This window comes from Cellulosimicrobium sp. 4261 (assembly GCF_040546915.1).
In the GTDB taxonomy this organism is placed as follows: domain Bacteria; phylum Actinomycetota; class Actinomycetes; order Actinomycetales; family Cellulomonadaceae; genus Cellulosimicrobium; species Cellulosimicrobium cinnabarinum.
Genome location: NZ_JBEPOQ010000009.1, coordinates 20,212 through 41,396 on the forward strand (window position 1 = coordinate 20,212; position 21,185 = coordinate 41,396).

Consider the following 21,185-nt stretch of genomic DNA (forward strand, 5'->3'; position numbering starts at 1 on the left):
GGTGTCGCTGGCCTGTGTTCATCCTAGGGAACGTGCGAGCCCTGGCCACTGTTCCCGCGGGTTTTCTGCGCCTCGCGGGCGAAGTCCCGACCAGCGGACCACGTGCCCCGGCGCCACGTACGCCGCACGGCGTACACGTCCTGGCTCACGACGGCGGCAAGATACGTCGCAAGGTGGCTGCCCGACGCCGGGCCCGTCCGTAGGCTCGAGACGTACCTCGCGGTGAGGGGCCCGGTCGGACCGGAGCGACCTTCCCGCGGTGCACCAGGACCATCCCGGACGAACGACCCTCGGAGGGGCGAAGTCATGATCGAAGCACGCGGCCTGACCAAGAGGTACGGGCCCAAGACCGCGGTGGACGGCATCTCGTTCACCGTGCGTCCCGGGACCGTCACCGGCTTCCTGGGCCCCAACGGCGCGGGCAAGTCCACGACCATGCGCATGATCATGGGCCTGGACCGCCCCACCGCCGGGACCGTCACCGTCAACGGACGCCCCTACGCCCAGCACCGCTCGCCGCTGACCGAGGTCGGCGCGCTGCTGGACGCCAAGGCCGTCCACACCGGCCGCTCGGCCTACAACCACCTGCGCGCGATGGCCGCCACCCACGCCATCCCGACGAAGCGCGTGGACGAGGTCATCGAGATGACCGGCCTGCAGCCGGTCGCGAAGAAGCGCGTGGGCGGCTTCTCGCTCGGCATGGGCCAGCGCCTGGGCATCGCGTCCGCGCTGCTCGGCGACCCCAAGACCCTCATCCTGGACGAGCCCGTCAACGGCCTGGACCCCGAGGGCGTGCTGTGGGTGCGCAACCTCGCGCGCTACCTCGCTTCCGAGGGCCGCACCGTGTTCCTGTCGAGCCACCTCATGAGCGAGGTCGCCCTCACCGCCGACCACATCATCGTGATCGGCAAGGGCCGCATCATCGCGGACGCCCCGGTGAGCGACATCGTCAACGGCTCGCAGCAGCGCACGGTGCGCGTGCGCACCCCGCACGCGACGCAGCTCGCCGAGCTCCTCACGAGCGACGGCGCGACCGTCACGAGCGACGAGCCGAGCCTGCTCGTCGTCACGGGCGCGGACGCCCCCGGGATCGGCGAGCTCGCCGCGGCCAAGGGGTTCGTGCTGCACGAGCTCACGCCCGTCACGTCCACCCTCGAGGACGCCTACATGGCCCTCACCGCCGACTCGGTCGAGTACCAGACCGAGTCCGCGCAGCACCACATCGGGCACGGCGCCGCGGGCGCACCGGCCCCCACCGACTCCCTCGAAGGAGCGCAGCGATGAGCGCCACGACCCTCGCCACCGGCGCCGGCCCGACGGCGTCCCGCACCTCCCCCTACCGCCTCTCGTTCGGCCACGTGCTGCGCTCGGAGTGGATCAAGTTCCGCACCTTGCGCTCCACCTGGTGGACGCTCGGCATCACCGTCGTCGTCATGGTGGGCTTCTCGCTCATGTTCGCGGCCGTCATGTCCTCCATGGACTCCGCGGGCGTCTCGGCCGAGGAGGCCGGGATGGGCTCGACCGCCGGGATCGGTGTCACCGTGATCACGGTCGGCTACACGTTCGCGCAGCTGGCCGTGGCCGTGCTCGGGGCGCTCACCGTGACGGGCGAGTACTCGACCGGCATGATCCGCTCCACGCTCTCCGCCGTGCCCAGCCGTCTCCCCGCGCTCGCGGCGAAGATGATCGTCGTCGGCGTGGTGACCGCGGTGACGACCGTCGTGGCCGTCGGGCTGTCCTGGCTCGTGACGTACCCGATCCTGTCCGGCAAGGACATGACGGTGGACTTCTCGTCCGCGGACGACCAGCGGGCGCTGATCGGCGTGGTGCTGTACCTCACGACCGTCGCGCTCTTCTCCGTCGCGGTCGGCGTGCTGCTCCGGAGCTCCGCGGGGGCGATCTTCACGCTCGTCGCGGTGTTCTTCGTCCTCTCGATGGTCCTCGGGATCGTCATGGGCGTGACCGGTGCCGACTGGGTCCAGACGGTCTACAACTCCCTGCCCGCGTCCGCGGGTGAGCAGATCGTGCTCGGCGGCAACATGTCGGGCAGCGACACGATCGCGCCGTGGCCCGGCTACTTCGTCCTCGTCGGCTGGACCGTCGCGCTCGTCGCCGCGGCCGCCGTCGTGCTCAAGCGCCGGGACGCGTGACCACCCGGCCCACCACCCCGCCGACGCCGGACGAGCAGACCGCTCGTCCGGCGTCGGCCGTGGCGCGCCCGGAGCAGGCGGGTCCTGCTGCCCCGGCGAGCCCGGGCGCGTCGTCCCACCCCCTGCGCCCCGCGCCCGCTCCCTTCACCGAGCTCGACGCCCGTCGGCTCGGCCCCGTCCGGCGGTACTTCGCGCGGCACCCGGTCGTCATGGACTGGGTCGTCGTGGCGGTCTTCGTCGTGCCCGGCGTGCTGTACGCGCTCGCGGCGCCGCAGCCCCGGGGGGCGACGGCGCTGTCGCTCGTGTTCTTCCTCGTCGGCGGCGCGCTCCTGTACTGGCGCCGCCGTCGTCCGGTCACGGTCGCGCTCGCGCTCACCGTGCTCGGCGTCGTGGCGATCGCCGTCACCGGCGACACGGCCGGGTTCGAGGTCGCGGCGATGTTCGCCGTCTACGCCGTCGCGGCGTCGCGCCCCTCGCGCATCGCGTGGCCCGTGCTCGCGATCGCCGTCCTCGCGCTCTCCGGCGCGACCTTGCTCTGGTACGACGTCGTCACCACCCCGGAGGGGGAGGTCCTGCGCCAGAGCGTCGAGCCGGGCCGCGCGACGGTCGACCGCATCGTCGGCATCCTCGTGACCACCATCCTCTGCCTCGTCGCGCTCGCGATCGGCACCAACGTGCGCGCCCGTCGCCAGCACGTGTCCGACCTCGTCGAGCGCGCCAACTCCATCGCGCGCGACCGCGACCAGCAGGCGCAGCTCGCCGCCGCCGCCGAGCGCACGCGCATCGCGCGCGAGATGCACGACGTCGTCGCGCACTCCCTCACCGTCATGGTCGCCCTCGCGGACGGTGCCAAGGCGTCGGGCGCGAAGAACCCCGAGCTCGCAGGCCACGCGCTCGACGAGCTCACCGCGACCGGCCGCGCCGCGCTCGCCGACATGCGGCGCGTGCTCGGCGTCCTGCGCGAGCCGGGCGGGGAGCAGACCGTGCCCCTCGCGCCCGCGCACGAGACGCCCGAGCTCGAGGAGATCGTCGAGCGGTTCCGCACCGCCGGGCTGCCCGTCCGGCTCGTGCGCTCCGGCCCGCAGCCGACGCCCGGCCCCGCCCTGCGCCAGACCGCGCACCGCATCGTCCAGGAGTCCCTGACGAACGTGCTGCGCTACGCACCCCTGTCCCCCATGGTCCTCGTCGAGGTGTCGCGCCGCGCCGAGCCGGGCGCCGACTGGCTCGAGCTGCGCGTCGTCAACCAGGCGGGCCGCCGCCCCGGGGAGGGCGCGAGCGCCGACGAGCGCGGGCTCCCGCCGGCCGTCGCGGAGCAGCACCCGCCCGGCGTCCCCGTCGGCACCGGCCGCGGGATCATCGGGATGCGCGAGAGGGCCGCGGTCTACGGCGGTACCGTGTCCGCGGGGCCGAGCGGGACCGGCTGGGAGGTGCGGGCGAGCCTGCGCCTCGACCTCGACCCCGGCCGCGAGGCCGGCGCACGCGACGACGGACGGGAACGCACATGACGGGAACGGGGGCACCGGTCCGGGTGCTGCTCGTCGACGACCAGGCCCTGCTGCGCATGGGCTTCCGCATGATCCTCGCCGCCGAGGACGACATCGAGGTCGTCGGCGAGGCCGGCGACGGCGAGACGGGCGTCGCGCAGGCGTCCGCGCTCGCGCCGGACGTCGTGCTCATGGACGTGCGCATGCCCGGCACGAACGGCATCGAGGCGACCGAGCGGATCGTCGCCGCCCAGCCCGGGTCGCGCGTCATCATCCTCACGACGTTCGACCTCGACGAGTACGCGTTCGCCGCGCTGCGCGCCGGAGCGAGCGGCTTCCTGCTCAAGGACGCCAAGCCCGGCGAGCTCGTCGGGGCGATCCGCGCCGTCGCGAGCGGCGACGCCGCCGTCTCCCCGCGCATCACGCGCCGCATGCTCGAGATGTTCTCCGGCCAGCTCCCGCAGGACGGCGCCGCCGGCCCCGCCCAGGCGCCGACCGGCCGGGACGACCCGCGTCTCGCCGAGCTCACCGCGCGCGAGCTCGAGGTCTTCGAGGCGCTCGGCGAGGGGCTGACGAACGCCGAGATCGCCGAACGCTTCGTGCTCTCGGAGGCGACGGTCAAGACCCACGTCGGCCGCGTCCTCGGCAAGCTCGGCCTGCGCGACCGCGTCCAGGCCGTCGTGCTCGCCTACGAGACGGGCGTCGCCCGCCCTTCCTGACTGTCCCGACCCCGTGCCGAGCAGGTGGTTCTGGCGCGTCCAGGACATCTGACGCGCCAGAACCACCTGCTCGGCCCGCCGGGATCGCCTGGTCGGCGGGGGCCCGGCGGGTCCGGGGATGGTCGGGCGGTTCAGGCGTTCGCCGTCGTCTCCGCGGCGGCCGCCTTGTCGGCCTCGGCCTGGGCCGCAGCCTCCTCCTTGGCCGTCTTCTTCGCCGCGCGCTTCTCGCCGCGGCGCTCGGCGAGCGTGTAGAGCACCGGGACGACGACGAGCGTGAGCAGCGTCGAGCTCAGCAGGCCGCCGATGACGACGAGCGCGAGCGGCTGGGAGATGAACGCGCCGCCGCCCGTGATCCCGATGGCCATGGGCGTGAGCGCGAAGATCGTCGCGGCGGCGGTCATGACGATAGGGCGCAGGCGCTTGCGCGACCCCTCCATGACGGCGTCGTCGAGCGCACGTCCGCGCTCGCGGTACTGGTTGATGAGGTCGATGAGCACGATCGCGTTCGAGACCACGATGCCGACGAGCATGAGCAGGCCGATCAGGGCCGGCACGCCCAGCGGGGTCCCCGTGGCGAGCAGCAGGAGGAGCGCGCCCGTCGCGGCGAACGGGATCGACACGAGCAGGATGAACGGCTGCAGGAGGCTGCGGAACGTCGCGACCATGACGAGGTAGACGATGAGGATCGCGACCAGCAGCGCGAGGCCCAGGTCCGCGAAGGCGTCGGCCTGGTCGGCGGCGACGCCCCCGACCTCGACGGTCGCGCCGCCCTCGAGCTCGAGCCCGTCGATCGCGGTCGTGAGCTCGGTGGTCAGCGCACCGAGGTCCTGTCCCGCGGGCGTGACGGCGATCGTGGCGCTGCGCTCGCCGTCGACGCGCGTGATCGAGGTGGGGACCTCGACCTCCGCGACCTCGGCGACCTGCGTGAGCGGCACGGGCCCTGCGGCGGTGGGCAGCACGACCTGCTCGAGCTCCGCGACGGTCGCCGGGGCCTCGCCCGCGACCACGCGCACCTGGACCGGGCCGTCTCCGAGGTTCACCGTGCCGACCGGGGCCGGGGACATGGCCCCGGCGACCGTGCCGGCCACCTGCGTCTCCGTGAGCCCGACGGCGGCCGCGGCCTCGCGGTCGACGGTCACCTGGACGGTGGCCTGCGCGGCGGCGAGGTTGTTCGTGACCTGCGCGGCGCCGTCGGTCCCCTCCGCGAGCTCCTGCACCTCGGCGGCCGCCGCGGCGAGGGTGTCGGTGTCGGGGGCGCGGACCACGAGGTCGACCGTGGAGCTGCCGAACGCGGCGTCGGCGCCCGCGACCTCGATGCCCTCGCTCGCGTCGCCGCCCAGGCCGGAGACGGCGTCGCGCACGTCCTCCTGGGCGGCCACGGCGTCGGCGTCCGCGTCGAGCGTGACGGCGAACGTCGCCGTCGGGGACCCGCCGCCGCCGAAGAACGCGGCCTCCGGACCGCCCGCGGTGCCGACGGTCGTCTGGACCGTGGCGACGCCGTCGACGTCGAGGAGAGCCTCCTCGACGTCGCGCGCGGCGGCGTCCTGCGCGTCGAGCGACGTGCCCGGCGCGAACGACTCGGTGACGGTGAGCGTGTCCTGGCCGGTGTCGCCGAGGAAGTTCGTCTCGAGCCGCGGCACGAGCGCGAGCGTCCCGGCGAGGATCGCGACCGACACGCCGAGCGTGATCGCGGGGTGGCGCAGTGCGGCGCGCAGCGTCGGGAGGTACGCGCGCTGCCACAGCCCGCGACGCTCCTTGGCCTCCGCGGCGGCGCGGGCGCGCTCGCCCGCGAGGCGCGCGGCCTCCGGGTCGGCCGGGACGGGCGGGGACGTGATGAACCAGTACGCGAGGACCGGGACGATCGTCAGCGCGACGAAGAGCGAGGCGAGCATCGCGATGGCGACGGTGAGCGCGAACGGCCGGAAGAGCTCGCCGACCATGCCGCCCACGAGGGCGATGGGGAGGAACACGGCGACGGTCGCCACGGTCGAGGCGGTGATCGCGCCCGCGACCTCCTTGACCGCGCCGATGATGGCGCCGACCTTCTCCTCGCCGTAGGACAGGTGCCGCTTGATGTTCTCGATGACGACGATCGAGTCGTCGACCACGCGGCCGATCGCGACCGTCATCGCGCCGAGCGTGAGGATGTTGAGCGTGTAGCCCGTCGCGTTCATGACGATGAAGGTCACGAGCAGCGACAGCGGGATCGACACGGCGGAGACGAGCGTCGAGCGCAACGACGCGAGGAACAGCAGGATCACGACGACCGCGAAGAGGAGCCCGAGCAGGCCTTCCGTGGCGAGGCCCTCGATGGACTCCTCGATGAACGGGGCCTGGTCGAACACGACCTCGACGCGCACGTCCTGGGCGTCGAGCACGCCGGACAGGTCGTCGACCGCGTCCTGGACCGCGTGCGAGACCTCGACCGTGTTGCCGGCGGGCGTCTTGGTGATGGCGACGGCGAGCGCGGGCTCGCCGTCGAGGCGGGAGAACGACGTCGCGGGCTCGGGGCCCGCGGTGACGGTCGCGACGTCGCCGAGCGCGACGGGCGGGGTACCGGGCGCCGCGGTCGGGGGTACGAGGGGAAGCGCGGCGAGCTCGTCGACGGTCGTGACCGCGGTGCCGACCTGCACGCTGAGGGTGCGGTCGCCCTCCGCGACGGTGCCCGCGGGCACGACGACGCCGTTGTCCTGGAGGATCGTGGAGACCTGCTGCGGGCTGAGCCCGGCGGCGGCGAGCGCGGCCGGGTCGAGGGCGACCGTCACCTGCTGGTCGGCGACGCCGCTCACGGCGACGCTGCGGACCCCCTCGACGTCCTCGAGCGCGGGGACGAGGCTCGACGTCACGGTGTCCGCGAGCGCGGCCTCGTCCGCGCCGCCCGACACGGCGAGCTGGATGACCGGGAGGTCGTCCACGGAGCCCGTCACGACCTGCGGCTCGACGTCCTCGGGGAGCTGGGACTGCAGCCGGGTGACGGCCGTCTGGAGCTGCGAGGACGCGGCGTCCATGTCCGTGCCGTACGCGAACTGGACGGTGGTCACGGAGAGCCCGGTCGACGACGTCGACGTGACGTCCTCGACCCCCTTGACCCCGCGCGCGGCGGTCTCGACGGGGACGGTGACCTGCTGCTCGACGATCGCCGGGGCCGAGCCCGGGTACGCGCCGACGACGGCGGCCGTCGGGATCTGGAGGCTCGGGATGAGCTCCTGCTTGAGCGATCCCATGCTGATGACGCCGAAGATCGCGATCGCGACGGTGGCGAGCGCGACGAGCGCACGGTTGGCCAGCGACAGCCGGGCGAGACGGGACACGGAGCCTCCAGGGGTTCCAGGTCGGGTGGGAGACGACGTCGGCGTCGCGATTTCGTGAGCGTAACGCGAAGCATCTCGGGATGGTTCCCGTGCCCACCGATAGAGTCGGCGCCGTGACCCACCCCGCCGACGACGAGCGCGCGGCGCTCGCCCGGCGCCTCGAGGACGCACAGCGCCGGCTCGCCGATGCGCTGCTCGCGCAGCGCCTCGAGCCGCTGCTCCGCACGACGCTGACCGTTCCCCAGCTCCGCGCGCTCGCCGTGCTGCAGCTCGACGGCGAGACGAGCTCGCACCGGCTCGCGGACGTGCTCGGCATCTCCCCCGCGACTCTCTCGGGGATCGTGGACCGGCTCGAGGCGGCAGGGATGGCGTCGCGCCGCCCCGACCCGCGGGACGGTCGCGTGCGCCTCGTCGCCGCGACCCCGGGCGGTGCCGCGGCGGTGCGTCGGCTCGTCGCGCAGGAGGACGAGCCCCTCACGGACCTCCTCGACCGGCTCGACGTCGCGGACCTGCGCGCCCTCGCCGTCGGGATCGAGGCCCTCGCCCGGGTCGCGGAGGCGACCCGGACGACCTCGCAGGACTGAGGGTCCCGGGCCGCGCGGCCCGGGATCCTCCCGGCGTGGACGACGTCGGCGGCTCAGACCTCGCCGAGCGCCTCCTCGGGCGTCCCCTCGACGGTCCGGGCCCGGCGGTCCCACCGGGACCACAGGACGCGCTCGCCGAGCTCGCCCGCCATGCGGTGCCCGAACGCCACGAACACGACGACGCCGAGCACGAGGACCCCCGCCCCGAGCCAGAAGGGGGCCGTCGCGGAGACCGGGTGCAGCAGGCCCGCGATCACCGGCGCGGGGGCGGCGAAGCCCCAGCGCACGAGGTTGAACGCGCCGGTCGTCACGCGGCGGTCGGGGTCGCCGAGCGCGAGCGAGAGGTCCGTGAGGTTGGCGTTCGCGATACCCATGAACACGCCGGCCCCGACGAGCACGACGACGGACCAGGCGGTCCCGAGGTCCAGCGCGAGGAGCACGAGCGCGACGAGGACGCCCACGACGGCCACCCCCAGCGTCTGGACGGCGCCGACACGGTGCGCGAGCCGGTGCCCGACGACGAGGATCCCGACCGCGAGCCCCACGCCCCACGCGGTGAAGACGAGCCCGAGCGGCACGACGCCGAGACCGAGGAACACCGGGGTGTACCCGAGCACGACGAAGAAGCAGAAGTTGTACGCGGCGGTGACCGCGGCGAGCGCGAGGAAGCCGGGCTTGCGGAACAGGCGGAAGACCTGGCCGACGCGCAGCGGCGCGGGCTTCTCCGCGGGGTCCTTGAGCCGCGTCACGGACACGAGCAGCGCGACGAGCATGAACACGCCGCACACGAAGAACGGCACGCGCCACGAGATGCCGCCGAGCAGACCGCCGAGGAGCGGCCCGACGGCGAAGCCGAGGCCGACGCACGTCTCGAAGAGCTCGACGACCCACTCGCGGTCGTTCGCGAGGGAGACGAGGAGCACCATCGCCGTCGCGAAGAACATCGCGTTGCCCAGACCCCACAGGCCACGGAGTGCGGCGAGCTGGCCGATGCTCGTGCTCAGTGCCGCGAGCACGGCCGCGACGGCCACCAGGCTGACGCCCGTGGCGAGGATCTTCTTGTACCCGAAGCGCCCGGTCGCCATGACGGCGGGGATCATGCCGAGCGCCATGACGGCGATGTAGGCGGTGAAGAGGAGCTCGATCTGCCAGGTCGACGCCCCGATCTCCTCGCCGATCACGGGCAGGATCGGGTCGACGACGGCGATGCCGGCGATCGCGAAGAACGCGGTGAGGGCGGTCGCGTAGATGGCGGTGCGGTTCGGTTCGTTGCGCGTGGAGGCCACTCGGTCGCACTTCCTGGTGAGGGGAGACCGCCGCGCGAGGGACGGCGGCAGGAAAGTGCCTGTAGCTAACAGGCAACTCTTTGTACAATACACCTATGACGGTTGCCGAGGGAAACGATCTGCCGCAGGTCGACGCGCGCGGCGACGCGACCGCCCAGGACGTGCTGGGCACGATCGAGCTCGAGGTCGCCCAGCTCCTGCGCCGCGCGGAGCGCACGCGCGCCTCGGGGAGCCCCGGCACGTCGCGCCGTGGCGGCACGCTCGACCGGTCGGGCTACCTCCTGCTCCACACGCTCGGCACGCACGGCCCGCTCCACGTCAACGCGCTCGCCGAGCGCCTCGGCCTCGACGCCTCCACCGTGACCCGCCAGGTGGTCGCGCTGGAGCGGGCCGAGCACGTGCGCCGGGTCCGGGACCCGCACGACGGGCGCGCCGTCGTCGTCGAGCCCACGAGCGCAGGGCTCGACGAGCTCGCCGCCCACCGCGTCGCGCGCACCGAGCTCTACGCGGACGTGCTCGGGGACTGGTCCCGACTCGACCGGGCGCTCCTCGCCGAGCTCCTCGGCCGGCTCAACGACGACCTCGACGCCTACCGTCGCCGCCGCGACGACACCTGACGGCCCGACCGCGCGTCACCGCCGCACCGGCACGTGACCGCCGGGCCACGCGTCCTCAGGCGCCGGGGAGCGCCCACCGCAGCAGGCGCGTCACCGCCTCCCCCGCCGGGTGCGCCCACCGCTGCGGCAGACCCCGCACGCGCGGCATGCCCGCGCGCGCCCAGTCCGGCAGCGACGTCCGCGCGGCCACCGCGAGCCCCGCGTACACCCGGCGCACCGCCCACGGCAGCGGCGGCTCGACGAGGAGGAACCGCGCGGCGTCGAGCGCGGCCGGGGTGAGGCCGAGCACCGGCCGGTAGCCGGCGACGGCGTCGTCCAGCTCGCGCACGGTGACGGGCACGTCCTCGACACCCAGGGCGCGGCCGACCACGGCGGCCTGCGCGACGTACTCGTCGCACCCGGCGGCGTCGAGCGGGCGGTGCCCGAACTCCTGGTGCGCCACGAGGAAGCTCTGCGTCTCGGCGACGTGGACCCAGCGCAGCAGGTCCGGGTCGCTCGCGCGGTAGGGACGGCCGTCGGGCGCGACGCCGCGGACCCGCTCGTGGACCGCTCGGACGGCAGCCACGGCTCGGGCGGCGTCGTCGGCCGTCCCGAAGGTCGTCGTGGCGATGAAGGTCGAGGTCCGCTGGAGGCGCCCCCAGGGGTCCCCCCGGTAGCCCGAGTGCGCGGCGACCCCGGCCATCGCGAGCGGGTGCAGGCTCTGCAGGAGCAGCGCACGCAGGCCGCCGACGAACATCGACGCGTCGCCGTGCACACGCTGCACCGCGGACCCCGCCGGGAACCAGCGCGGGCCGGGCGTCTCGTGGATGCGCGCCCGCGTCGCGGTGGCGTCCGGGCCCGCGACCCGCAGGAAGATGGCGCGCTCCGCCGCGCCGCGCACCCGCTCCGCCACCTGCGTCATGCGCTCGATGCTCGCACCTCGCGCGCTCCCCCGCTCCCCGCACCGGCTCCTCGAGAACATGCCAACATCTCGTTGCAAAGAACCCCTTGCAAATGGTCCTTTGCATTGCTACGGTCGTCGCATGCCCTCCGACGCTGCCCCGACGCCCGACCCGACCGAGCGCCACCCCGCTCTCGGTCCCGCGCAGCTCAAGGCGCTCGCGCACCCCCTGCGGGTGCAGATCCTCGACCTGCTCTCGACGCACGGCGCGCTCACCGCGAGCCGCCTCGCGGACCTCGTGGGCGAGTCCAGCGGGTCGATGAGCTACCACCTGCGCCAGCTCGCGCGGCACGGCTTCGTCCGCGAGGTCGCGGGCCGTGGGACGGCGCGCGAGCGTTGGTGGGAGCGCCCGCCGGGCGGGTTCACGGTCGACATCCCGAACGACGAGGAGGATGCCGCCGCCACCCTCGCCGGTGCGATGGTGAGCCGCGAGTTCGAGTCCGCGCGGGCACGCAAGATCCAGGCGTTCCTCGAGCGCTCCCCCGAGCTGCCGACGCGATGGCTCGACGGCAGCCGCCTGACGACGACGAGCCTGTGGCTCACCGCCGACCAGCTGCTCGAGGTCGCGGAGGCGTGGGACGCGTTCGACGCGACGCTCCAGCGGTTCCAGGGCCAGGAGCAGACGCCGGGCGCACGGCCCGTGCAGATCCACTTCAACGTCTTCCCGACGATCGACGGCAAGGAGAACCCCTCATGAGCGCGTGCTCCCCCACCCTGCCCCGCACGGTCGAGCCCCGAGGCGCGGACCGCCTGCTCGTCCTCGTGGGCTCGGCCCTGGCCGACCTCGGCCGCCGCCGTGCGGCCGCCCGGTCTCGGGCGGCGGCCACCCCGCGCGCCGCGGAGGCCGCCGTCCGCCCGGACGGCGCGGCGCTCCGCAGGGCCGAGGACAGCACACGCGACCGGGCGGCGCTGTCCCGTGCGTCCCTTCTGCCCTGATCGGCGGAATTTTCCACCCCCCATGGGGACTGCTCCCCATGCCCTGAGCCACCCCGCCTCGGTTACCCTCGTCGGGGCGTTCTGCGGGCAGTCTGCGGGCACCGGAGCACCCGTCTCCCCACGTCCCCGCCGCTCGGCGGGACCAGGAGACGGCGTGCCCGCCCAGGGACAGAGGAGCACAGGTGGGTCTTCTCACGACCATCCGCGAGCATCGTCGTACCGTCGCGTCGGTGAGCACCGTGTCGGTGTTCTCCACGGCGCTGGTCGGCATGGCCCTGCTCTACGAGGGCGAGGCCACGGCGGACGTGGACCTCAACGACTCGGGCGTGTGGGTGACGAAGACGTCGGCCGGCCTGGTGGGGCGGTTCAACTACGAGTCCCAGGCGATGGACGGGACGCTCAACGCGGGCAGCGCGTCGTTCGACGTGCAGCAGGACGCGGGCCGCGTGCTCCTCGACGACCAGGGGACGAGCACGTCGTCCCCGGTCGACGTCGCCCACCTCAAGCTCACCGGGCAGATCCGTCTGCCGGCGGGGGCGCAGGTCGCGTCCGGGGGCGCGACGACCGCGATCCTCGACGGCGAGGAGGGCCTGCTGTGGGTCCTCCCGTTCGACGGCGCCACCTCGTTCGACGCCGAGAAGCTCGACCCGACCGCCGAGGTCGGCGGCGACGGCGCGCTGACCGTGTCCGAGGACGGGACGGTCTTCGTCGCGGTCCCGTCGACCGGAGCGCTGTGGACCGTCGAGACCACGAGCAAGGGCGCCGTCTTCGGCGACCCGGCCTCGACGTCCCTGCCGGTGGGCAAGGGCGCCGAGGTCGAGGTGACGGCCGTCGGTGACGAGCCCGTCGTCCTCGACCGCTCCGCCTCGCAGCTCGTGCTGCCCGGCGGCAGGACGGTCGCGATCGAGGGCGCGGAGCAGGCGCGGCTCCAGCAGCCGTCCGCCGGGTCGGGCGACGTCGTCGTCGCCACGACGGAGGCGCTCGTGACCCAGCCCCTGAAGGGCGGCGACGCCCAGCGCCGCGCCGCCCAGGGCGTCCCGGCCGCCCCGGTGCGCCTCGGGTCGTGCACGTACGGGGCGTGGGCCTCGACCGGCCAGGTGGTCCGCGACTGCGAGGGCACCGACCGCGACGTCGACGAGCGGCTCGAAGGCCTGGACCCCCAGACCCGCCTGGAGTACCGGGTGAACCGGCAGGTGATCGTGCTGAACGACCTGTCGGCGGGGACGTTGTGGATGGCGGCGGACGAGTACCAGAAGGTCGACGACTGGGACGTGCAGATGCCGGAGGAGGCCGAGGGTGAGGAGGCCGACGCGGAGCTGACGAACCCGGAGCAGGTGGACCAGTTCATCGCGGACCGGTCCCAGCCGAACCGGCCGCCGCAGCCGAAGGACGACGCGTTCGGGGTGCGTCCGGGGCGCACGACGATCCTGCCGGTGCTGGGCAACGACGTGGACCCGGACGGGGACGTGATGACGGCGTCGCTGGCCGGGGACTCGCCGTCGAACGCGACGGTGCAGGCCATCATGGGCGGCGCCGCGCTCCAGGCCGTCGTCCCCGAGGACGCCGAGGGCACCGGGTCCTTCCGGTACTCCGTGGCCGACGGCCGCGGCGGCGTCGCCGAGGCGGGCGTCACCCTCAAGGTGTCCCCCTGGGGCGAGAACGCTCCCCCCGAGCAGACCGGTGACCCGGTCCTGCGGGTCGCCCAGGGCGGCGCCGCGACGATCAAGGTGCTGCCCTTCTTCAAGGACCCGGACGGCGACGACCTCTACCTCGCCTCGGCGGCCGCGACGGTCGCGGGCGACGACGTGCGCTCGCGCCCCGACGGCACCGTCGAGGTGCGCGACGGCGGCGGCTCGACCGGCCGCAAGATCGTGACCCTGCTCGTCTCCGACGGCGAGCTGTCCTTCGAGGGCAAGCTGCTGGTCGACGTGGTGCCGGGTCCGCAGCCGCCGGTCGCGGTGAGCGACCACGTGGTGGTCCCGGCGGGGCAGCCGGTGACCGTGGAGCCGTTGCGCAACGACACCGACCCGAACGGGGACGAGCTGCGCCTGGCGTCGGTGTCGGAGTCCGCCCCGGCGCAGATCACGCCGAACTACGACGCGGGCACGTTCACGTTCCTCTCGATGGAGCCGCGCTCCTACGACCTGACGTACCAGGTGACCGACGGCCCGAACGCGACCACGGGCCTCGTGCGGGTCGACGTCCTGCCGCCCTCGGCGGCCGAGGGCGCCCCGATCGTCGTCACCGACACCGCGCTCCTCCCGGCGGGCGGGTCCACGCTCGTGGACGTCCTGGCGAACGACACGGATCCCGCGGGCGGCGTGCTCGTCGTGCAGTCCGTGCGCGTGCCCGCCGACGCCGGGGTCTCGGTCGCGATCCTGGCCCACCAGATGCTGCGGGTGACCGAGATCCGGCGCCTGGACGCGCCGGTGACGGTGGAGTACACCGCCTCCAACGGCACCGAGACCGCGACCGGCCAGGTGCGCGTCGTGCCGGTGCCGGCGCCGACGCGGTTGCAGCCGCCGAACGCGGTGGCGGACGAGGTGACGGTGCACGCGGGGGACGTGGTGACGGTCCCGGTGCTGAAGAACGACACGCACCCGGACGGGTTGGAGCTGTTCCTGCAGCCCGAGCTGGAGCAGGACGTGGACCCGGCGCTGGGCGAGGCGTTCGTCTCGGAGGACACGCTGCGGTTCAAGGCGGGCCCGGAGGCCGGCACGGCGTACGCGATCTACCGGGTGCGCGACGTCAACGGGCAGGAGGACTCGGCCCAGGTCACGATCCGGATCCGTGACGGGGAGGACAACGCCCCGCCGCAGCCGCGCGAGATCGAGGCCCGGGTGCTGTCCGGGTCCAGCGTGCGCATCGCGGTCCCCCTGGACGGCATCGACCCCGACGGCGACTCCGTCCAGGTGACCGGCATCGCGACGCCCGCGGGCAAGGGCACCGCGCGGGTCGTGGACGGGATGATCGAGTACGCCGCGTCGAAGAACGCGACCGGGGCGGACACGTTCACCTACTCCGTGCTCGACGCCCGCGGCGCCACCGCCACGGGCACGGTCCACGTCGGCATCGCCCGTCCCGCGGACACCAACCAGTCGCCGGTCGCGGTGGACGACGAGGTGACGGTGCGCCCCGGGCGCACGGTCTCGGTCGCGGCGCTGGCCAACGACACCGACCCCGACGGCGACCAGGTCGGCCTGGTCCCGGGCGGGATCGAGGACACCCACGACCTGGACGCCGAGGTCGTGGCCGACCGCATCGTGCTGACCTCGCCCGACCAGGACGGCTCGTACACGTTCTACTACCAGATCCAGGACACCTACGGCGCCCGCGCGACCGGCGCGGTCACCGTGAACGTCTCGGCCAACGCACCCCTGCTGCCCCCGGTCGCGCGCGACGACACCGTGCCCGTGGAGGACATCCTGGGCAAGACCGAGGTCACCGTCCCCGTCCTGGACAACGACGAGGACCCCGACGGCGCCGCGAGCGAGCTCACCGTGACCACCGACGCGAGCACCGCGAGCGTCACCCCCGACGGCGAGCTCACCGTCACCCTCACCGAGGGCCGCCAGGTCATCACCTACACCGCGACCGACATCGACGGCCTGACCGCCAAGGCCTTCGTCAAGGTCCCCGGCCTCACCGACCAGGCCCCGACGCTCCGCCCCGGCATCACGCCCCTGGAGGTGGTCAGCGGCGAGCCGCTGCCCATCGACATCACGGACTACGTCCTGGTCGTCGAGGGCAAGACGCCCCGGCTCACCACGGAGGACAAGGTCACCGCGCTCGAGGGCACGCGCGAGGTCGTCTCGACCACGGAGATCACCTACACGTCCGCGGCGGACTACGTGGGGCCCGCCGCCGTGACCTTCGAGGTCACCGACGGCTCCGGCCCCGACGACCCCGACGGCCACACCGCGCTGCTCACGCTGCCGATCAGCGTCGTGCCGCCGGAGAACCTGCCGCCGGAGCTGTCGACCCCGACGCTCGACGTCGCGGCGGGCGAGGAGGCCTCGATCGACCTCGCGCGCTTCGCGACCGACCCCGACGGCGACCCCCTGACGTTCAAGGCCACCGGCCAGGCCCAGGGCGTGACCGTGTCCGTCGAGGGCACCACGCTGCGCGCCCAGGCGACCCCGGACGTGCCCAAGGGCTCGGTCGTGCAGGTCCCGATCACCGTCACCGACGGCGAGCACCCCCCGGTCGAGGGCACCGCGACCCTGACCGTCGTGGCCTCCACCCGGCCCCTGGCCCGCGCCAACCCCGACACCGTCGACGACGCCCACCAGGGCAAGGCCACCACCGTGCCCGTCCTGGCCAACGACTCCAACCCCTTCCCCGACACGCCGCTCGAGATCGTGGCGGCGAGCGTCGAGACGGGCAGCGGCGACGTGTCGTACAGCGGCGGCGACGTCGTCGTGACGCCGGCCGACTCGTTCGTGGGCGTCATGGTGGTCGTCTACCGGATCCAGGACGCCACGAAGGACCCCGACCGCATGGTCGAGGGCCGCGTGCAGCTCAAGGTCCTGGGCAAGCCCGAGGCGCCCGCGACCCCGCAGGTCGTGGAGGTCCGCTCCAAGACGGTCGTGCTCACCTGGGACCCGCCGAACAACAACGGCGCCGACATCACCGGCTACACCGTGCGCTCCCAGAACGGCTACGAGAAGGCCTGCGGCACCACCACCTGCACCCTGGACGGCCTGACCAACAACGTCGAGTACACCTTCACGGTCTACGCGACCAACGCCGTCGGCGACGGACCCGCCTCCCCGGCCTCCGCCGTCGCCCGACCCGACGAGAAGCCCGACCCGCCCGCCGCACCCACCCTCGAGTTCGGCGACAAGTCCCTCACCGTCACCTGGACCAACAAGACCTACACCGACCGCTCCCCGATCGAGACGGTCGACCTGGAGATCTCCCCCGCGCCGAAGGGCGGAGCCGTCCAGGTCACGGCGCTCTCGGGCACCCAGTACGTGTGGAACGGGCTCGAGAACGGCACCGCGTACAGCGTCCGGGTCCGGGCGAACAACCTCGCCCCCGACCCCTCGGACTGGGGCGAGTACTCGGCCGAGGAGATCCCGGCGGGCCTGCCGGACGTCCCGGAGACGCCGAGCGCGAGCCGCGCCGCGGACTCGCCGCTCAACGGCGGCTCGATCGACGTGTCGTGGAAGCCTCCGTTCGAGAACGGCGACGCGATCAGCGGGTACACCCTGCAGCGCTACAAGAACGGCTCCCGCGACGGCGCCGCGCTCACCCTCACCGGGACGAGCCACAAGGCGACGGGCCTGGACAACGAGTCGTCGTACACGTTCACGGTGACGGCCGAGAACAAGGCGGGCCGGACGGCGGAGAGCGCGGCGTCCGCGGCGGTGGTCCCCTACGGGCGCCCGGAGGCTCCGCCCCGGCCGAACGTGCAGAACGTGGGCGGCGGCGGGCAGGACAGCGGCATCCCGCGCGTGTCCTGGGGCGCCGCCGACGCGAACGGCAGCCCGATCACGAGCTACACGGTCACCGCGTCGCCCGGGGGTGCGAAGAAGGACGTCTCCGGCACGTCCGTCGACTTCACCGACCTCCCCGCCGGGACCTACACGTTCACCGTCACCGCGACGAACAAGGGGGGCACGTCCACGTCGAGCCCGGCGTCCGGCCAGATCAGCGCGTACGGGAAGCCCAGCGAACCGGGCGTGTCCGTGTCCCGACTGAGCGCGACCTCGGGCCGCTTCTCGATCTCCGCACCCTCGTCGAACGGCGGCAACGGCGTCTCGCGCTACAACTGGCAGATCGAGGGCGGGTCCAGCGGCTCGGGGCAGACGGTCGACGTCGGGAACGACTACGACCAGACGTTCCGCCTCCGGGCGCAGGCGTGCAACGCCGCCGGCTGCGGACCGTGGAGCGGCTGGGCGACACACCGCACCGACCCGCGCCCGGTCCCGCCGAGCGTCTGGGTGACCCGCGGTCCGCAGCGCAACACGCAGCCCGGCTACGGCAACTGCACCGGCCACATGTGCACGGTGTTCCGGGTCAACGCGAACTCGACGTTCCCGTCCGGCACCTACACCTTCCGGTGCTACTACGACGGCAACCAGGTCGGGAGCTACTCCTGGACCGAGTACCTCGCGGCCGGCAGCTACGTCGACCTCGGGTGCATCCTCGGCAACCCGTACGGGACCCAGCGCACGGCGACGGTGACGGTGAGCATCTCGCCGGGGAACGGCGTGACCGTCGAACCGAAGCCCTGGCCCATCCTGTGACGCGGTCCTGAGACGGCCGATCTGCCGTCGGCGTATGAGCCGACGGCAGATCGGCCTCCTCGCGCGGCCCGGGCGGGCGCAGGGTGGTCGCATGACCACGCACCTGACCGGCCGACCCGCCGTCGGCGACCACCGGACCCCGCGCGCGGAGGCCGCCGCCCCGACGCCCTCGTCGTTCGACGACCAGCTCACGACGCGCCTGCTCCACCAGCGCATCGTCGTCCTCGGCACGGCCGTGGACGACGCCGTCGCGAACCGCCTGTGCGCCCAGCTCCTCCTGCTCTCGGCGGAGGACCCGCGCGCGGACGTCGCGCTCTACGTCAACTCCCCCGGCGGCTCGGTGAGCGCCGGCCTCGCGATCTACGACACGATGCGGCTCATCCCCAACGACGTGTCGACCGTGGCGATGGGCTTCGCCGCGAGCATGGGCCAGTTCCTCCTGTGCGCGGGGACACCGGGCAAGCGGTTCGCGCTGCCGCACGCGCGGATCATGATGCACCAGCCGTCGGCCGGGATCGGGGGCACCGCCGTCGACATCGCGATCCAGGCGGAGAACCTCGTGTACACCAAGGGGCTCATGCACCGGCTGCTCGCGGAGAGCACCGGGCAGCCCGTCGAGACCATCGCCGACGACTCCGACCGCGACCGCTGGTTCACGGCGCAGCAGGCGCTCGAGTACGGGATGGTCGACCGGATCGTCGAGAGCGTCGACGACGTCCGCCCCGCCCGCGCGGCCCGGAAGGTGGGCCTGTGATGGCGAGCTACACGATCCCGACCGTGGTCGAGCGCACGCCGCTGGGCGAGCGCGCGTTCGACGTCTTCTCCCGCCTGCTGTCGGAGCGCATCGTGTTCCTCGGCACGGAGATCGACGACGGCGTCGCGAACGTCGTCATGGCGCAGCTCCTGCACCTGGAGTCGGACGCCCCGGACCGGGAGATCGGGCTGTACATCAACTCCCCGGGCGGCTCCGCGACCGCGCTCATGGCGATCTACGACACGATGCAGTTCGTCCGCTGCGACGTCTCGACCATCTGCATGGGCCAGGCGGCCTCGGCCGCGGCCGTCCTGCTCGCGGCGGGGACGCCGGGCAAGCGGTTCGTGCTGGAGCACTCGCGCGTCCTGCTGCACCAGCCGTCGGGCGGCGGGGAGGGCACGATCTCGGACCTGTCGATCCAGGCGGAGGAGATCCTCCGGATCCGGTCCGAGACGGAGGAGGTGCTGGCGCGGCACACGGGCCAGACCGTCGAGCGCCTGCGCGCCGACACCGACCGCGACCTCGTCCTCACCGCGCGCCAGGCCGTGGAGTACGGCGTCGCGGACGCCGTCGTCACCTCGCGCAAGCTCGCTGCGGCGGCGTGACGCCCGCCCGCGGAGGCGACCGCGTGCGTCGTCAGCCGCGTCGCCGGAACCACGACCGGCGGCGCGGCTCGGGGGCCGTCCCCGCGGGCGACGGCGCGGGTGCGGCGGACTCGTGCTCCGCGGGCGCAGGCTCGGGCGCTGCCGGGTCGCCCGCCGACGGCTCCGAGACGGTGAGCCCGGGCGCCGTCGGTGCCAAGCCGGCAGGGGCTGCCGCGGCGGGCTCCGCCGTCGCGGCCTCGGGCGCGGCCGGGCGCGGTGACGACGCGGAGATGCCCGCGATCCGGCCGCGCTCGTCGAACCGCACGGTCACGGTGCCGTCGGGCACGTCGAGCACGACGGCGCCGGTCCCGTCCTCGACGGCCGGCAGGCCGCGCGCGCTCGCGTAGGACGCGACGGCGCGCCGGTGGTCGACGACCGTGACGGACAGCAGCCCCTCGCTCAGCGTGCGCACGACGCGCGGCACGCTCGGTGCGGGCAGGGCGAGGTCGGCGTCGTCCAGGAGGAACCACGCGCGCGTGCCGCCGCCGACGGGCGCGCTGTAGTGGGTGAACGACCCGGTCACGGCCTTGGCCGCGAGCGCGAGCCGGTGGGCGAGGTCGTCGGCGAGGGGGAGCTCCGGCTCGGCGGCCTCGCGCAGCCCGGTCCGCCGGGCGCTCTCGGCGGCGGTGAGCACGCCGTCGGGGAAGCCGTTGACGTTCTGCCACGCCCACATCCACGTGCCCGGACCGGGCGCAGCCGTACCGAGGAACTGGAGGCGGCACGTCGCGGTCACGCCGTCGGGCGCGGTGAAGGTGAAGACGCCCGTGGTCATGTCGGCGGCCCAGGCGTCGTCGCCGTGGAGGTCCGACAGGTGGAGCTGGTGCTCGTGGGAGAGGAACGCGGCGTCGTCGACGAGGTCCTGGAGGGCCGGGACGTCCTGGGCTGCCGTGCCGTGCGCGGTCTGCGGCTCCGTCATGGACCGACGGTATCGGCGCGCACGGTGCCCGGCCTCCGCACGACACGCGGTGCGGTGCGGTGGGGACCGCCGCTCAGGCCGCGAGGAGCAGGACGTCGCCGGCGCGCGCGGTCGGACGGCGGAGCGTCTCGGCGACGGGGAGGTCTCGCACGGGTTCGCCCACCGGCGCGACGTGCCGCGGCGCGGAGAGGGCACCCCGCTCCCGCGCGGAGGACAGCACGCGGACAGGTGCGAGCGGCCGCAGCTCCTCGCCCGTGCGGGCGACGAGGTCGACGAGCCGCAGACCGAGGGCGCCGCAGACGGCGGCGAGGACCTCGGAAGACGCCTCCTTGCGCCCGCGCTCCACCTCGGACAGGTAGGCGGTGGAGACGCGCGCGGCGGCCGCGACGTCCACGAGCGTGCGCCCCTGCGCGAGCCGCGCCCGCCGCAGGATCCCGCCGATGACGTGGCGCAGGAGGGGTTCCGCCCGTCCGCCCGTCCGGGACCGGGGGCGCGGCGTCACCACGTCCGGCACCGCATCGCGCACCCCGTCCGGCACCGCGCTCGTCGCGTCCATGCGATCACGCTACCCGCGGCCCACCCGGGTGCCG

The 21,185-nt window shown here is 74.0% G+C and carries 16 protein-coding genes; 11 read left to right on the forward strand and 5 right to left on the reverse strand.

Translation table 11 applies throughout. From position 1 onward, the window contains the following. The first annotated feature begins 306 nt into the window (after positions 1-306). Genes ABIE39_RS12530 through ABIE39_RS12545 form a run of 4 tightly spaced genes read left to right on the forward strand, consistent with a single transcriptional unit; the run spans position 307 to position 4,353 of the window. Positions 307-1,284 carry an ATP-binding cassette domain-containing protein gene (locus tag ABIE39_RS12530; RefSeq protein WP_175009062.1) on the forward strand — a complete coding sequence of 326 codons (978 nt, stop codon included), beginning with the start codon at positions 307-309 and terminating at the stop codon, positions 1,282-1,284. Continuing rightward, positions 1,281-2,150, forward strand: coding sequence for an ABC transporter permease subunit (locus tag ABIE39_RS12535; RefSeq protein WP_354051991.1), 870 nt, complete (start codon positions 1,281-1,283; stop codon positions 2,148-2,150). The genes ABIE39_RS12530 and ABIE39_RS12535 overlap by 4 nt, the downstream gene beginning before the upstream one ends. Further along, entirely contained in the window at positions 2,147-3,655 is a 1,509-nt protein-coding gene (locus ABIE39_RS12540; protein ID WP_209829507.1) for a sensor histidine kinase, read from the forward strand. The genes ABIE39_RS12535 and ABIE39_RS12540 overlap by 4 nt, the downstream gene beginning before the upstream one ends. Then, entirely contained in the window at positions 3,652-4,353 is a 702-nt protein-coding gene (locus tag ABIE39_RS12545) for a response regulator (protein WP_175009059.1), read from the forward strand. Before ABIE39_RS12540 ends, ABIE39_RS12545 begins: the two co-directional genes overlap by 4 nt. A 131-nt stretch (positions 4,354-4,484) precedes the next feature. Here ABIE39_RS12545 and ABIE39_RS12550 read toward each other — a convergent pair whose 3' ends face one another. Beyond that, positions 4,485-7,664, reverse strand: a complete 3,180-nt coding sequence (locus tag ABIE39_RS12550) for an efflux RND transporter permease subunit (RefSeq protein ID WP_354051993.1) — start codon at positions 7,662-7,664, stop codon at positions 4,485-4,487. A gap of 113 nt (positions 7,665-7,777) precedes the next feature. Here ABIE39_RS12550 and ABIE39_RS12555 point away from each other — a divergent pair, with 113 nt between their 5' ends. Beyond that, on the forward strand, positions 7,778-8,248 hold the full coding sequence (locus ABIE39_RS12555) for a MarR family transcriptional regulator (protein WP_186810443.1): 471 nt from the start codon (positions 7,778-7,780) through the stop codon (positions 8,246-8,248). 53 nt (positions 8,249-8,301) lie between these two features. Here ABIE39_RS12555 and ABIE39_RS12560 read toward each other — a convergent pair whose 3' ends face one another. Further along, a complete protein-coding gene (locus tag ABIE39_RS12560; protein ID WP_175009056.1) occupies positions 8,302-9,534 on the reverse strand; it encodes an MFS transporter in 1,233 nt (410 codons plus the stop codon). A gap of 95 nt (positions 9,535-9,629) precedes the next feature. Here ABIE39_RS12560 and ABIE39_RS12565 point away from each other — a divergent pair, with 95 nt between their 5' ends. After that, positions 9,630-10,151, forward strand: a complete 522-nt coding sequence (locus ABIE39_RS12565; RefSeq protein ID WP_175009055.1) for a MarR family transcriptional regulator — start codon at positions 9,630-9,632, stop codon at positions 10,149-10,151. Positions 10,152-10,206: 55 nt separating this feature from the next. Here ABIE39_RS12565 and ABIE39_RS12570 read toward each other — a convergent pair whose 3' ends face one another. Continuing rightward, positions 10,207-11,052 (reverse strand): oxygenase MpaB family protein, encoded by an 846-nt coding sequence (locus ABIE39_RS12570; protein WP_175009193.1) that lies wholly within the window; start codon positions 11,050-11,052, stop codon positions 10,207-10,209. Positions 11,053-11,173: 121 nt separating this feature from the next. Between ABIE39_RS12570 and ABIE39_RS12575 the strand changes: the two genes are divergently transcribed. The 5 genes from ABIE39_RS12575 (at position 11,174) to ABIE39_RS12595 (ending at position 19,640) form a co-directional block, all read left to right on the forward strand. Continuing rightward, positions 11,174-11,788 carry a helix-turn-helix domain-containing protein gene (locus ABIE39_RS12575; RefSeq protein ID WP_175009054.1) on the forward strand — a complete coding sequence of 205 codons (615 nt, stop codon included), beginning with the start codon at positions 11,174-11,176 and terminating at the stop codon, positions 11,786-11,788. Continuing rightward, positions 11,785-12,027: a hypothetical protein gene (locus ABIE39_RS12580; RefSeq protein WP_175009053.1), complete on the forward strand. Its 243-nt coding sequence runs from the start codon at positions 11,785-11,787 to the stop codon at positions 12,025-12,027. The genes ABIE39_RS12575 and ABIE39_RS12580 overlap by 4 nt, the downstream gene beginning before the upstream one ends. 230 nt (positions 12,028-12,257) lie before the next feature. Beyond that, complete coding sequence (locus ABIE39_RS12585; RefSeq protein ID WP_354051997.1) at positions 12,258-18,281, forward strand: Ig-like domain-containing protein; 6,024 nt, start codon at positions 12,258-12,260, stop codon at positions 18,279-18,281. A gap of 91 nt (positions 18,282-18,372) precedes the next feature. After that, positions 18,373-19,035 (forward strand): ClpP family protease, encoded by a 663-nt coding sequence (locus ABIE39_RS12590; RefSeq protein ID WP_209829502.1) that lies wholly within the window; start codon positions 18,373-18,375, stop codon positions 19,033-19,035. Continuing rightward, a complete protein-coding gene (locus tag ABIE39_RS12595) occupies positions 19,035-19,640 on the forward strand; it encodes a ClpP family protease (RefSeq protein WP_209829501.1) in 606 nt (201 codons plus the stop codon). Before ABIE39_RS12590 ends, ABIE39_RS12595 begins: the two co-directional genes overlap by 1 nt. A gap of 31 nt (positions 19,641-19,671) precedes the next feature. On the opposite strand, the gene ABIE39_RS12600 is transcribed toward ABIE39_RS12595, so the two are convergent. Continuing rightward, positions 19,672-20,595, reverse strand: coding sequence for a DUF6882 domain-containing protein (locus tag ABIE39_RS12600; RefSeq protein WP_354052000.1), 924 nt, complete (start codon positions 20,593-20,595; stop codon positions 19,672-19,674). Positions 20,596-20,668: 73 nt separating this feature from the next. Beyond that, positions 20,669-21,151 carry a helix-turn-helix domain-containing protein gene (locus ABIE39_RS12605; RefSeq protein WP_061268675.1) on the reverse strand — a complete coding sequence of 161 codons (483 nt, stop codon included), beginning with the start codon at positions 21,149-21,151 and terminating at the stop codon, positions 20,669-20,671. Positions 21,152-21,185 lie beyond the last annotated feature (34 nt).

What these genes read in the sequence shown, in the direction of transcription:
- ABIE39_RS12575 (WP_175009054.1), top strand. Translation starts at nt 11,174, where the DNA reads ATGCCCTCCGACGCTGCCCCGACGCCCGACCCGACCGAGCGCCACCCC.
- ABIE39_RS12605 (WP_061268675.1), bottom strand. Translation starts at nt 21,151, where the DNA reads ATGGACGCGACGAGCGCGGTGCCGGACGGGGTGCGCGATGCGGTGCCG.
- ABIE39_RS12570 (WP_175009193.1), bottom strand. Translation starts at nt 11,052, where the DNA reads ATGACGCAGGTGGCGGAGCGGGTGCGCGGCGCGGCGGAGCGCGCCATC.
- ABIE39_RS12600 (WP_354052000.1), bottom strand. Translation starts at nt 20,595, where the DNA reads ATGACGGAGCCGCAGACCGCGCACGGCACGGCAGCCCAGGACGTCCCG.
- ABIE39_RS12595 (WP_209829501.1), top strand. Translation starts at nt 19,035, where the DNA reads ATGGCGAGCTACACGATCCCGACCGTGGTCGAGCGCACGCCGCTGGGC.
- ABIE39_RS12580 (WP_175009053.1), top strand. Translation starts at nt 11,785, where the DNA reads ATGAGCGCGTGCTCCCCCACCCTGCCCCGCACGGTCGAGCCCCGAGGC.
- ABIE39_RS12565 (WP_175009055.1), top strand. Translation starts at nt 9,630, where the DNA reads ATGACGGTTGCCGAGGGAAACGATCTGCCGCAGGTCGACGCGCGCGGC.
- ABIE39_RS12530 (WP_175009062.1), top strand. Translation starts at nt 307, where the DNA reads ATGATCGAAGCACGCGGCCTGACCAAGAGGTACGGGCCCAAGACCGCG.
- ABIE39_RS12590 (WP_209829502.1), top strand. Translation starts at nt 18,373, where the DNA reads ATGACCACGCACCTGACCGGCCGACCCGCCGTCGGCGACCACCGGACC.
- ABIE39_RS12535 (WP_354051991.1), top strand. Translation starts at nt 1,281, where the DNA reads ATGAGCGCCACGACCCTCGCCACCGGCGCCGGCCCGACGGCGTCCCGC.
- ABIE39_RS12545 (WP_175009059.1), top strand. Translation starts at nt 3,652, where the DNA reads ATGACGGGAACGGGGGCACCGGTCCGGGTGCTGCTCGTCGACGACCAG.